9 protein-coding genes are annotated in these 13,268 nt (G+C 64.8%); 3 read left to right on the top strand and 6 right to left on the bottom strand.

What is annotated here, in order from left to right:
- Window positions 1-24 precede the first annotated feature (24 nt).
- A complete protein-coding gene (locus BG83_RS0124060) occupies window positions 25-219 on the bottom strand; it encodes a hypothetical protein (protein WP_024979146.1) in 195 nt (64 codons plus the stop codon).
- Window positions 220-249: 30 nt separating this feature from the next.
- Window positions 250-2,280, bottom strand: a complete 2,031-nt coding sequence (locus BG83_RS0124055; RefSeq protein WP_024979145.1) for an alkaline phosphatase family protein — start codon at window positions 2,278-2,280, stop codon at window positions 250-252.
- 651 nt (window positions 2,281-2,931) lie between these two features.
- Between BG83_RS0124055 and BG83_RS0124050 the strand changes: the two genes are divergently transcribed.
- The 3 genes from BG83_RS0124050 (at window position 2,932) to BG83_RS0124040 (ending at window position 8,501) form a co-directional block, all read left to right on the top strand.
- Window positions 2,932-5,925 (top strand): ribonucleoside-diphosphate reductase subunit alpha, encoded by a 2,994-nt coding sequence (locus BG83_RS0124050; protein ID WP_024979144.1) that lies wholly within the window; start codon window positions 2,932-2,934, stop codon window positions 5,923-5,925.
- A gap of 116 nt (window positions 5,926-6,041) precedes the next feature.
- A complete protein-coding gene (locus BG83_RS0124045) occupies window positions 6,042-7,250 on the top strand; it encodes a ribonucleotide-diphosphate reductase subunit beta (RefSeq protein ID WP_024979143.1) in 1,209 nt (402 codons plus the stop codon).
- A gap of 168 nt (window positions 7,251-7,418) precedes the next feature.
- A complete protein-coding gene (locus tag BG83_RS0124040) occupies window positions 7,419-8,501 on the top strand; it encodes a M14 family metallopeptidase (RefSeq protein WP_024979142.1) in 1,083 nt (360 codons plus the stop codon).
- A gap of 6 nt (window positions 8,502-8,507) precedes the next feature.
- Here BG83_RS0124040 and BG83_RS0124035 read toward each other — a convergent pair whose 3' ends face one another.
- From BG83_RS0124035 to BG83_RS0124020, 4 genes are all read right to left on the bottom strand, one after another.
- The gene (locus BG83_RS0124035; protein ID WP_024979141.1) at window positions 8,508-9,419 is read right to left on the bottom strand and encodes an EamA family transporter; all 912 of its coding nucleotides are present in this window, start codon (window positions 9,417-9,419) and stop codon (window positions 8,508-8,510) included.
- Window positions 9,420-9,540: 121 nt separating this feature from the next.
- Window positions 9,541-10,884, bottom strand: coding sequence for a hypothetical protein (locus BG83_RS0124030; protein ID WP_024979140.1), 1,344 nt, complete (start codon window positions 10,882-10,884; stop codon window positions 9,541-9,543).
- A 118-nt stretch (window positions 10,885-11,002) separates the two neighbouring features.
- Entirely contained in the window at window positions 11,003-12,550 is a 1,548-nt protein-coding gene (locus tag BG83_RS0124025) for a methyl-accepting chemotaxis protein (protein ID WP_024979139.1), read from the bottom strand.
- A gap of 205 nt (window positions 12,551-12,755) precedes the next feature.
- Window positions 12,756-13,211: a DUF2147 domain-containing protein gene (locus tag BG83_RS0124020; protein ID WP_024979138.1), complete on the bottom strand. Its 456-nt coding sequence runs from the start codon at window positions 13,209-13,211 to the stop codon at window positions 12,756-12,758.
- Window positions 13,212-13,268: the final 57 nt, after the last annotated feature.

Genomic DNA, 13,268 nt, shown 5'->3' with positions numbered 1-13,268 from the left:
CGCAAGTCGATGGGAAGCCGCGCATTACGGAGCGCAGTGCAGGGTCGGCTTGTTGGCCGGCGGCTGGCCGGGTTGATCCGGCTGAGCGGCGCCGGGGCCTGCGCTCGGCGTGCCGTCGTTCGAATCGCCGCCGCAGGCCGACAACGACAAGGTGGCGGCGCACAGCAGCACGGCGGCCAGCCAGTGCGGCCGCGCGAGAGGGTTGATGAAAGGCTTCATGAGCTGTCTCGTTCGGGTTGGGGGAGGGGATCAGGGGTTCAGCGTCGACAGCGGCTGGTGCGAGCCGTTGATCGTCTTGAGTTCGTCCAGCGTCAGCCGGCGTGTCCACATGGCGAGGTCGTCGTAGGCCATCACGCCCTTGAGCGAGCCCGGGTTGTTGGGCACGTAGTTGTGCGTGGCGTCGTCGTTCAGGCCCCAGACCTTGGTGGCCAGGCCATTGAGCTTGGTGACGTCGGTATTGGCGATGGCCTTGTCTTCCACCTTTTGCACGCCCAGCACCGGGTCAAGGATGTACGCGCTGAAAAGCTTGGCCTGCGCATCGACCGACAGGGCGAGGTAGGCCCACTGGTTGGCGCTGAACTTCATGCCCTGGATGTCGTCGCGCTTGCCGCCGCTGCCCAGGTTGAAGCGCACTTCGCAGCCGCCCCACAGGCCGATGGCGATGCCGGCATTGGAGCCGGAGTAGTAGTCCTTGTTGGCGAGGATGGGCTCGCCAGTGCCGTTGCCCTGCGTGCAGTCCGACTTGAACCAGAAGCCAATCGTGAACTGCGGGCTCTGCGCGATGTCGGCGCCGTTCTGGGTGAGCTTGTAGGCGTCGATGCGCGAATCGACCGAAAGCGCCGTACCGCCAAAGGGGTCGGTTACCGCAGAACCGCCGTCGGTGCCTGCCACCCACGGGCCGATCGTCGAACTGGCTTTACGGTCAGTCGGCGGCAGCGGGTCGAAGCTGTAGTACGCGGCCAGGCCGTTGGTGAGCGACGTCGCCAGCGGCGTCGGTGCAACGTAGGCGATCTGCGCAAGCATCGACACCGGCACGTTGTTGCGCACCAGCGTGTAGTTGATGCGGTAGATGCCGCTTGCGGTGGCGATGTTGCTGTCGGTGTACTGCGTGGCCGTGGTGGGTAGCGTGGCGACCTGCTTGCCGTCGCGCAGCACGGTGATGGGGCCGCTCGCTGACGTCGGGTTCTGCCAGTTCAGCACCAGCGATGCGCTGTACGCACCCACGGTGCTCTGGAGGTTGCGCACGCCGATGGCGCTGGCGGTGAGCGCTGCGCCATCCAACTTGTGGGCGGTCGCCGGCACGGCGGCGTTCAATTGCGCCAGCACGGTCGGCACGATGTCAGCCTCGCTCGGCAGGGCCGCGAGCGCGGCTTCCGACGTGGGCGCGGCCATGCCGTTCTTACCGAGCAACGGATTGACGCTTTTGTTCAGCGCGATGAAGGCGGTGCGGTTTTCAAGCGTCGGCGCCGACGTGGTGGCGCCTGTGGCGTCCAGGCCGTGGCTGGTGGTCACGACGACAAGCCAGTCTTCGTTCGGGTTGGCGGTGCGGCGCTGGGCGATGGCAGCCTGCAGCGTGCCCAGCGCCTGATCGACGTTGGCCAGTGCGGCCGCGTACGCGTCGCTCTGCACGCCGGAAGCCAGCGCGGCCGCAGCCGGCGCGGTGTATTGCGCGAAGACGACGTCGTAGCCCGACTGCACCAGCTTCACGCTGTTCTGCGTCACGCAGGTGTCCACCTGGGCGCAGTCGACGAGCGCGTCGAGATTGCCGCCTTGCTGATCCGCCTTGAGCAGCGCCGGCAGTACGGCCGAGCTGACGGCAGCGCCCAGGCGTTGCGTGGTGCCGGCCGCCTTGGCGGCGCTGCGCGCATAGCTGAAGACACTCGGGGCGGCCAGGGTGGTGACGGTGTCGTCCGTCACGCTGTGGCGGTTCTGCCAGGTGCCGGTCAGCACGGTGGCCCAGCTTGGCGTGTCCAGCGGCGCCTGGGCGGTGGTGGTACCCAGCGTGCCGCCCGTCGAAGCCGGCATCACTGCCAGGGTGCCCAGGTTCGGCAAGCTGCGCTGCAGGAGCGCGCTCTGCACCTGCGCATAGGTGGCACCGTCTACCCCGACCACCAGCACTTTCTTGCTGGCGCTGGTGGTCGGTGCGTCCGTGTTGCCCTGGTTGGCGATGGGGCTGCTGTCGCCGCCGCCGCATGCGGTCAAGGTGGTCGCCAGCGTGGCGGCCACCGTCGTGCCCAGCGCAGCCGTCAGCAGGCGGCGGGCGGGTTGATTCCAGTCCATGTCGATTTCCTCGGTCGTTGTGTGCGGCGCTCGGTGTCCCACCGCTGTGATTGCGCTCCCTGCAATGCGACCGAAGCGTAGGGTTGGGGCCTGTCGCTCAAGTGACAGCCGCGGCAAGAATGCTGATGCGGCTATTCGGATTTCTTGAGCGGGGGGAATGTCCAGGAGGGCGCGGAGCGCAGCACGTCTGCACCAGTGCTGTGCGCGGCCCACATGCCCCTACCGTGGATGAGGTGACGTCTATTGAACTTGCGACGTCGATAGAAAGAATTATTCTGAAGAGGCGGTCATTGCGACGCCGCACGCCAGTCCCGCCGACCCGTTGTGCTGCCTGGGATGGCGGGTTTGCGGCACTGCATTTGGGTTGAGAAAACCCCCCTTCACCGCCATCTGTCAAGACTGGTCTTGTTTGGTCGATCCACTATACTTAGGGCTAATCCCGGGGTAACACACTAGATATAGTGGTGACTTTCCGGGATTCTTATTTCGGCGCCACGCGGGGGCGGGCGTACGGCGGGTCAAGCCGACGCTTGGGAGCTGAGAAAAGGCAAGGGTCTTTTCCGTCTCATTTCTCCGCGTAGCGCGAGGGTTCGCCAACGGGTCACCCGCTCGGCGAGCCAATAAAAAACGAACGGTTCAACAGGAGTCCACATGCAGACGGCCCAATCCGAAATCCACTCCGGCACCGCCAACCCCTCGCAATTTGCGCAAAGCGCTGGCGGCACGGCCGTGGCCACCGGCATCGCTTCCGGCGTCAACCTTGCCGACTACAAGATCATTCGCCGCAACGGCGCCGTGGTCAGCTTCGAGCCTTCGAAGATCGCCGTGGCGATGACCAAGGCCTTCCTCGCCGTGAATGGCGGGCAGGGCGCTGCTTCCGCGCGTGTGCGCGAGCTGGTCGACCAACAAACGCAGAACGTCGTGCGCGCACTGCTGCGCAGCCGCCCGAACGGCGGTACGTTCCATATCGAAGACGTGCAGGACCAAGTGGAACTGGCCCTGATGCGCTCGGGCGAGCACGACGTGGCCCGCGCCTATGTGCTGTACCGCGAGCGCCGCGCCCAGGAGCGCGCGCAAGCCGGCGAAACCCAGCAGCAACCGGCCTTCATCGGCCTGAACGTGACCGACGGCGGCATCACCCGCCCGCTGGACATGGCGGCGCTGCGCAACGTGATCGTCTCGGCCTGCGAAGGCCTAGGCGAAGCGGTGGACCCGGAGCCGATCCTCAAGGAAACGGTCAAGAACCTGTATGAAGGCGTGCCGATGACGCAGGTGTACGACTCGGCCATCCTGGCCTCGCGTACCCTGATCGAAAAGGACCCGGCGTACAGCCAGGTCACGGCGCGTATCCTGATGCACACGATCCGCCGCGAAATCCTCGGCGAAGAAGTCACGCAAGCGGAAATGAGCACGCGTTACGTCGACTACTTCCCGCAGTTCATCAAGCGCGGCATCAACGCCGAGCTGCTCGACGACAAGCTGGCGCAGTTCGACCTGGCCCGCCTGGGTGCGGCGCTGGACGCCTCGCGCGACTTCCAGTTCAACTACCTCGGCCTGCAGACGCTGTACGACCGCTATTTCCTGCACATCAACGAAACCCGCATCGAGATGCCGCAGGCATTCTTCATGCGCGTGGCGATGGGCCTGGCGCTGAACGAAATCGACCGCGAAGCCCGCGCCATCGAGTTCTACCAGCTGCTGTCGTCGTTCGACTTCATGTCGAGCACGCCGACGCTGTTCAACTCGGGCACGCGCCGCTCGCAGCTGTCGTCCTGCTACCTGACCACCGTGTCGGATGATCTGGACGGCATTTACGAGGCGCTGAAGGAAAACGCGCTGCTGTCGAAGTTCGCAGGCGGCCTGGGCAACGACTGGACCAACGTGCGTGCACTCGGTTCGCACATCAAAGGCACCAACGGCAAGTCGCAAGGCGTGGTGCCGTTCCTGAAGGTGGTCAACGACACAGCCGTGGCCGTGAACCAGGGCGGCAAGCGCAAGGGCGCTGTCTGCGCGTATCTGGAAACGTGGCACCTGGACATCGAAGAATTCCTGGAACTGCGCAAGAACACCGGCGACGACCGCCGCCGCACGCACGACATGAACACGGCGAACTGGATTCCCGACCTGTTCATGAAGCGTGTGATGGAAGGTGGCGAGTGGACGCTGTTCTCGCCGTCTACCTGCCCGGACCTGCACGACAAGGTCGGCAAGGCATTCGAGCAGGCCTACCTGGCTTATGAAGACAAGGTCGCGCGCGGCGAGATCAAGCTCTTCAAGAAGATGCCGGCGCTGCAACTGTGGCGCAAGATGCTGGGCATGCTGTTCGAAACCGGCCACCCGTGGATCACGTTCAAGGATCCGTGCAACATCCGCAGCCCGCAGCAGCACGTGGGTGTGGTGCACAGCTCCAACCTGTGCACGGAAATCACGCTGAACACCAACGACAGCGAAATCGCCGTGTGCAACCTGGGTTCGGTCAACCTGGTCGCTCACCTGATCAAGCAGGCGGACGGCAGCGTGGTGCTCGATCACGAGAAGCTGAAGAAGACCGTGCGCACGGCCATGCGCATGCTCGACAACGTGATCGACATCAACTACTACGCGGTCAAGAAGGCGCGTGACTCCAACCTGCGCCACCGTCCGGTCGGCATGGGCATCATGGGCTTCCAGGACGCGCTGCATGTGCTGCGTCTGCCTTACGCCAGCGATGCAGCGGTGCAGTTTGCCGATACCTCGATGGAAGCCGTGTGCTACTACGCCTACCTGGCGTCGACCGAACTGGCTGAAGAGCGTGGCCGCTACAGCAGCTACAAGGGCTCGCTGTGGGATCGCGGCATCCTGCCGCAAGACTCCCTCAAGCTGCTGGCCGAAGAGCGCGGCGGCTATCTGGAAACGGATATGTCGTCGACGATGGACTGGGACAGCCTGCGCGGCCGCATCAAGCAGTACGGCATGCGCAACTCGAACTGCGTGGCGATCGCCCCGACGGCAACGATCTCCAACATCATCGGCGTGTCGGCCTGTATCGAGCCGACGTACCAGAACCTGTACGTCAAGTCGAACCTGTCGGGTGAGTTCACGGTGGTCAACGACTACCTGGTGCGCGACCTGAAGGCACGCGGTCTGTGGGACGAAGTGATGGTCGCCGACCTGAAGTACTTCGACGGCTCGCTGGCCCGCATCGACCGCATCCCGCAAGACCTGCGCGACCTGTACGCAACGGCTTTCGAAGTGGAGCCGCAATGGCTGGTGGAAGCTGCCTCGCGTCGCCAGAAGTGGATCGACCAGGCACAGTCGCTGAACATCTATATGGCCGGCGCCTCGGGCAAGAAGCTGGACGACACGTACAAGCTGGCCTGGCTGCGTGGCTTGAAGACCACGTATTACCTGCGCACGATCGGCGCCACGCACGTCGAGAAGTCGACCGTGTCGCGCGGCACGCTGAATGCGGTGTCGTCGGGTAGCGATGTGGGTGGTCATTCGGCAACCGGGGCTGCAGGTGCATCCGGCGTGAATTCGGCCGCACCGACCAGCGCACTGGACGCCGCTGCTGCCACCGCGCAGGCCATGCCGGAAGCTGAAGGCGCCGTGTGCACGATGCGCCCCGGCGACCCCGGTTTCGAGGAATGCGAAGCCTGCCAATAAGTCAAAACAGTGTCTGAGGTTGCTCCCGCGCAAGCGGGGGCGCCGTGACCTGAACGACACTGGACTCGCGCTCCAAAAGAGCGGGAGCGACGAGCAAAGAATTAGGAGAAACACACATGCTGAGCTGGGACGACGACGTCAAACCTGCCGCACAACCTCCGGCTGCACCGCAGCCGGTGTATCAACCGCAGCCGCAACTGCAAACGGCCACCGCTGACCAGGGCGGCGTGCTGCCTCCGTCGGCCACCGCTGCCGCCGGCACGGGCATCCTCGGTAACAATCCGAACGCCGCTGCCGCACAGAGCAACCGCCGTGTGAACGCCGCCGACAAGCGCGTCATCAACGGCGCCACCGACGTCAACCAGCTGGTGCCGTTCAAGTACAAGTGGGCCTGGGAAAAGTACCTCGCCGGTTGCGCGAACCACTGGATGCCGCAGGAAATCAACATGTCGCGCGACATCGCGACGTGGAAAGACCCGAACGGCCTGACCGAAGACGAGCGCCGCATCATCAAGCGCAACCTGGGCTTCTTCGTGACGGCTGACTCGCTGGCCGCCAACAACATCGTGCTGGGCACGTACCGCCAGATCACCGCGCCGGAATGCCGCCAGTACCTGCTGCGCCAGGCGTTTGAAGAGGCAATCCACACGCACGCGTATCAGTACATCGTTGAGTCGCTGGGCCTGAACGAGGCCGAGATCTTCAATGCGTACCACGAGGTGCAGTCGATCCGTGACAAGGACGAGTTCCTGATCCCGTTCATCGACACGCTGACCGATCCGTCGTTCAAGACCGGCACGCCCGAGAACGATCAGAAGCTGCTGAAGTCGCTCATCGTCTTCGCCTGCATCATGGAAGGCCTGTTCTTCTACGTCGGCTTCACGCAGATCCTGGCGATGGGCCGTCAGAACAAGATGACCGGCGCTGCGGAGCAGTACCAGTACATCCTGCGCGACGAGTCGCTGCACTGCAATTTCGGTATCGACCTGATCAACCAGATCAAGCTGGAGAACCCGCACCTGTGGACGGCCGAGTTCAAGGCCGAGATCACGGAGCTGTTCAAGAAGGCGGTCGACCTGGAATACCGCTACGCAGAAGACACCATGCCGCGCGGCGTGCTGGGCCTGAACGCACCGATGTTCAAGGGCTACCTGCGCTTCATCTGCAACCGTCGCTGCCAACAGATCGGCCTGGACGCGCTGTTCCCGAACGAAGAAAACCCGTTCCCGTGGATGAGCGAGATGATCGACCTGAAGAAGGAGCGCAACTTCTTCGAGACGCGCGTGATCGAGTACCAGACCGGCGGTGCGCTGTCTTGGGAGTGATCTGAGCCAACGGCTCGACACTCGGCTCGACCCGGCATCAACGCAAACAGGCGACGCACCATGCGTCGCCTGTTTGCGTTTTGGGGCGGTCGATTCACGTTTGTGCGGTTGCGCCGCGCCTGTTGGGCATGGCACGCTGCGGCTACCACTGCCCCCGGGATTCCCGCCATGACGGTCGAAGCTTTCTTCTCGCAGACCTACGATGAAGCGCGCGGCAAGTTCCTCGCCGCCGCGCAGACGCGCGGGCTCCGCATCGAGCGTCATCTGCATCCGGATGTGGCGGGGCCGTCCGGCGAGCAGCTCTCCATCGACACCGCGCTGCTTGTGCCGGCACAGGCGCAAACGCTGCTGATCGTCACCTCCGGTGTCCATGGTGTGGAGGGGTTCTGCGGCTCCGGCTGCCAGACCGGCCTGCTGCAAGATGAAGAACTATTCGCGCGGCTGGCGGCAGCCAACGTAGCGCTGCTGCTGGTGCACGCGGTCAATCCGTACGGGTTTGCACACTTGCGGCGCGTGAATGAAGACAACGTTGACCTGAACCGCAACAGCGTCGACTTTGCCGAAGCCGCTTCTGCCAACCCGGCCTATCTCGAAGTCGATCCACTTTTGCTGCCGCGCACGTGGCCGCCCAGCCAGGCGGATCAGGCAGCGCTGCAGCACTACATGGTGACGCGCGGCGAGAAGGCCCTGCAAGACGCCGCAACGAGCGGCCAATACCGCGTGCCGGACGGCATGTTCTACGGCGGCAGCGCGCCGTGCTGGAGCACGCTGCAGATGCGCGGGATCGTGTCGCGGCATGCGGCCGGCATGTCGCGCCTGGTGTGGATCGACCTGCATACCGGGCTTGGCCACTACGGCCACGGTGAGAAGATCTTCAACAGCCCCGACGCTGCGGAACTGGAGCGCGCCATGCGCACCTGGGGCGCCGATGTTCGACCGATTGCGGCAGCGGGTTCGGTCTCATCGGTCGTCAAGGGCGATCTGGTCGGCATCGCATACGAACTGCTGCCCAGCATCGAGAAGACCTGCGTGACGCTGGAGTTCGGCACGCTCGCACCGCTGGCGGTGCTGCAGGCGCTGCGTGCCGATCATTGGCTGCATCGCCATCCGGAGCAGGGCGCCGCGCAGCGCACCGGCATTCGCCAGGCGCTGCGTGATGCGTTTTATTGCGACGCGCCGGAATGGAAGGGGATGGTCTACGCGCAGACGCGCATGGCTGTTCTGCAAGCGCTGGTGCGGTTTTCCGGCTAAACGACGTCAGGCGACGCCGGCAGGATCAGGGGAAGGCTTAGGTGCCCGCACCGTCAGCGCACACCCCGCTGACGCAGCGATGATGGCCAGAATTGCCACCCATTGGCGCCCGGTCAGCTGCTCGTGCAGCACGATTGCCCCCGCCAGCGCGCCGATGGCGGGCTCCAGGCTCAGCAACACGGAAAACGTCTTGCCCGGCAGGTGCTTGAGCGCCACCATCTCCAGCGAATACGGGATCGCGCTGGACAGCAGCCCGATGCCCAGTCCAGCCAGAATGAGCGAGGGCGCAAGCAGTGCCGACCCTGCCTGCGCCACCCCAAACGGAATCGCAAACAGCGCACCGACCAGCATGCCGATCGACGTAGCCTGGCCCGCATGCAGGCCGCCGAGGTTCTTGCCGGTCAGGATGTAGAGCGCCCAGCACACGCCGGCGGCCAGCGCATACATCGCGCCCAGGTGGTCAACCTGGCCGACCGACTTGTCGGCCACCGTCAGCATGAGCAAGCCGACCACCGCCAGCCCGATCCACACGAAATCCAGAGCGCGGCGCGACAGCAGCACGGCCAGCACCAGCGGCCCCGTGAATTCGATGGCGATCGCAATGCCGATCGGCAACCGCTGCAGCGACAGGTAGAACAGCAGGTTCATGCTCGCTAGCGTGATGCCGTACAGGGCAATGCGGCCGGCATCTGCGCGGCTCAGGTGCAGGCGCCACGGCCGCCAGAACGCCAGCAGGATCACCGCGCCAATCGTCACGCGGTACGTGACCGTGCCCGCAGCGCCCAGTACCGGAAACAGCGTCTTGGCAAATGAGTTACCGAGGCACACAGAGGCCATCGAACCCATCAGCGCAAGGATGGGCATCCAGGGGGAGGCTGTTGTCGTGGAAGCGGCGGAGGCGGGAGCAGCGGAAGGCATGGGCGACAGCGGAGGGGCGGCAGGAAGCGCAGCAGCGCAACGCCACAGCATAGCCGCGCACCACCGAGAAATCGTTGCGTTCTCTGCGGCGCGGGCGTCGCTTTTTATCGAATTGGCGTGCCTACAGGGCGGCTGCGCTGGGGCGGATCACGTCGATCAGCAACACGCGCAGGCCTTCGCGTTCGCCATCGGGGCGCGGGGTCACGCCGCGCTGCGGGCGCGGCGCTGCGAGCGGTGCGGGGTCTTCGGCGCTCATGCCGAAGACGGCCAGTCTGGACGCCGCAATGCGCTGCAGCGTGCCGCGCACGCCGGGCACGTCGAGGTCTTCCGGGTCGAAGCCGGTGGTGGCCGTCCAGTCGTCGCGGGCGATGTCCTGCAGGCCGTTGGCCATCTCGAACTGCAACGACGCGCCAAAACCCTTCTGCAACGAATGCGAGCCCAGCAGGTACTCCGCCGTCAGGAAGCCGCGCAGTCGCGTCCAGAACGCCAGCGAGCTGATATTGCCGCTCTTGAGCGCGTGGCTCGGGGCGACTTCCCAGCTGTGATCGAGCAGTCTGTTGATGAGGCGGCCCCAGGTCGGCACATCAGTGCCCGCGGAGCAATCCTCGCCGGGGCCTTCCGGGCGTGCGAGCTGTCGCAGCAGCCCGGTAAACGAACCGGAACTGGGCCGTGCGCCAGCGGCTTGCGCGCCCGACGGCCAGCGCCATTGCAGCGGCGAAGCCGGCCGTGCGCCGGGCCATTGCGCGTACTGCTGCAGGCCAGTGCAGGGCGTCAGGTAGCGCCACTGGCGCTGGTCGCGGCCAACGCGGCGCAGCGGGTCCAGCTCGGCCGACAGGTCAAACTTGCCCAGGAAGGTTGCGTTGCGCGACTTGATCGGCGAACGCGCATAGACGTTGAAATCGGGCCAGCCTTCGTACAGGCTGATCTGCGGTAGCGCGTGGTGCTTGTCGAGCGCATCGTCGGGCTGATCGATGCGGCGGCTGGTAAGAAACAGCGCACGGCAATCGAGCGTCGGCACCGCGCCGCGCAGGCGCAGCAGCACGAGCAGATCGCCGAATTCCGCTGGGCGGGCTTCCGCGCGCGCCGGGTAGGCGTGCGGCTGTTCTTCGGGCCAGAAGGTGGTCAAGCGCAGGGCTGAACCCGGGAACGCACTGCGCAATCCTTGCCGGAGCAGGCGCAGGCCATCAGCGTGGCGCAGGATGCGCAGGACGGAAAGATCGTCGCGCAAGGCGGCATCGGGGTGGGGCGCGCGGCCGCCGTGCTCTGCGGCCAGCGCAAAGCGCCACAGCGCGGTGTCGCTGGCCAGATCCTGTGCAGCGACATCACGCACGGCACTGGAGCGGCCGCCGGACATCGGCTCATGGGCGTCGCCGGCAGTGTCTCCTGCTGCGGCATAGGCGCTGGTGGTCGACCCGGCAATCGCGCTAAAAGGGCCACTGAATGGCGGCCGGTTGCGCTCGGGCATGGCTATTCCAACATGGTTTTATCGATTCTCTGGCGCGCAGCATAGCACCATGCGACACACCAGAGAACGGCGCGGCGCCCCTCCCCTCGTTGGGGAATCGGGCGTGAAGTCTCGGCGATCAGGCGGTGCGGAACGACGCCACCGCGTCCCGCAGCACCTGTGCCTGTTCTTCCAGCGACAGCGCAGCGGCCGCAGCCTGCTCGACCAGCGCGGCGTTCTGCTGCGTCACCTCATCCATCTGGTTCACGGCCTGGTTTACCTGCTCGATGCCGGAGCTTTGTTCTTCGGAGGCCGAACTGATCTCGCCCATGATGTCGGTCACGCGCTTGACCGCGATCACCACCTCGTCGATCACGCTGCCCGCTTCGGCCACCAGCGTGGTGCCGTTTTCTACGCGGCCGACCGAATCGCCGATGAGTTCCTTGATCTCCTTGGCCGCCCCAGCCGAGCGCTGCGCCAGGTTTCGCACCTCTCCGGCCACCACGGCGAAGCCGCGGCCCTGTTCGCCGGCACGCGCGGCCTCGACCGCGGCATTGAGCGCCAGGATATTCGTCTGGAACGCGATGCCTTCGATTACGCCGATGATGTCGGCAATCTTCTTGCTGCTTTCGTTGATGCCCGCCATGGTGTCGATCACGCGGCCGACCACCTCGCCGCCCTTGGTCGCGATGTCCGATGCGTTGACGGCCAACGTGCTCGCCTGGCGCGCGTTGTCAGCGTTCTGACGCACGATGCTCGTCAGTTCTTCCATGCTCGACGCGGTTTCCTCCAGCGACGAAGCCTGCTCTTCCGTGCGTTGCGACAGATCGGCATTGCCAGCTGCGATCTGCTTGGTGGCACTCGCGATCGAGTCCGCCGACGTCTTGATATGGCTGATGGTGCCGGTCAGTTGCTGCTGCATCTGCGCCATGGCGACCAGCATGCTGTCGCGGTCGCCGGTGTGGGTTTGCACGTGCACGGCCAGGTCGCCGCCGGCAATGCGGCGTGCGACCTCGGTGGCGTAGCTGGGCTCACCGCCCAGCCCGCGCTGCACGTTGCGGATGATGAGCGACATGGCCAGCGACACCGCGCCGCCCACCAGCAGAATGACGAGCAGGTTGGCGATGAGCGAGTGGCGATACGCCGCATCCACTTCCTGCAGAAAGACGGCGCTAGAAATGTTCCAGTCCCACGGCGCGAAGTGCTTCACATAGCCGATCTTCGGCAATGCGGTCTCGCTGCCGGGCAAGCGGCCCTGGTATTCGGCAAAGCCGAAGCCCTTGTCTTTGGCGGCGTTGACGATGGTCGGGTAGACCGGTTTGCCGGTCGGGTCCTTGAAGCCTGCGGTGCTCTTGCCGACCATGTCGGCCAGCGTCGGGTGCATCAGCAGGATGAACTGCGAATCGACCACGAACAGGTAGCCGGTGGAGCCAAAGCGCATCGAGGCGAGCGTCGACAACGCGGCTTTCTTGGCATCGGCCTCGCTCATGGCACCCGATTGTGCGCGGCCGTGATACAGCTTGGCGACGCCTTCGGCGGCGTCCACCAGGTTCTGCAGCCCGACCTTACGTTCGTCGAGCATGGTCGCGCGGGTCTCCATCGCGCTCCAGATGCCAACGCCGATCAGCCCCAGCCACATCAGGGCCAGCGCGAGGCGCAGCTTTGCTTTGAGTGTCCACTGTCGCATGTCGCGTTTTCTCCACTTATTGTTTGACGACTCCGCAACGGTGTAACGGCGATCGAGTTGTCTTCTTTAGTGGAGATACCGTGCGCGCAGTGTGCGGATTTCCGCAAAAAGAAGGCGCCGGCTTGCACCGGCGCCCGAAGAGACGGTGCCCATCCACAAGGAGGGGCACCGCCGCGCGTTGGGAGGTTTCGCTATCAGTGGGCGATCATTGCTCGCGAATCCACGTTTGCGTACGGCCCAGCAGGCTGATGCCCAGGAAGCCGCGCACATTCAGTTTCTGACCGTCTTCCGACAGCGACATCTTGGCGCTGTAGACCTTGCCGTTTTCCGGGTCCAGGATCTGACCGCCATCCCAGTTGTTGTTGCCGTCCGCCTTCAGACCCGTGAGGATCGTCAGGCCCTTGATCGGCTGGTCCTTGCGGTCGTCCGTGCACTTGGTGCAGGTCTTGTTCTCGTCGCCGGGTACCAGGATCTTGCTGACCTTGCCCGAGAACGTGCCGCCGTTATCGACGATCGTCACCTCGCCTTTCTGTTTGCCTGTGTTGTCGTCGATGGTCTTCCAGGTGCCGGCGGGGCTGACTTGCGCGAAAGCGCTGCCGGCTGCCAGTGCGAGGGCCAATGCGCCAGCCAGGCGCGCGAGAGAGTGGGGGGTATGTTTCATTGTGGAGTCTCCTTGTTGTCAGTCAAAAAAATCGGTGAGGGCTGATCGATGATGTCG

Origin of the sequence: Ralstonia pickettii (assembly GCF_000607165.1) — a bacterium.
Taxonomy (GTDB): Bacteria; Pseudomonadota; Gammaproteobacteria; order Burkholderiales; family Burkholderiaceae; genus Ralstonia; species Ralstonia holmesii.
This window is presented reverse-complemented; position numbering and strand designations above follow the sequence as displayed.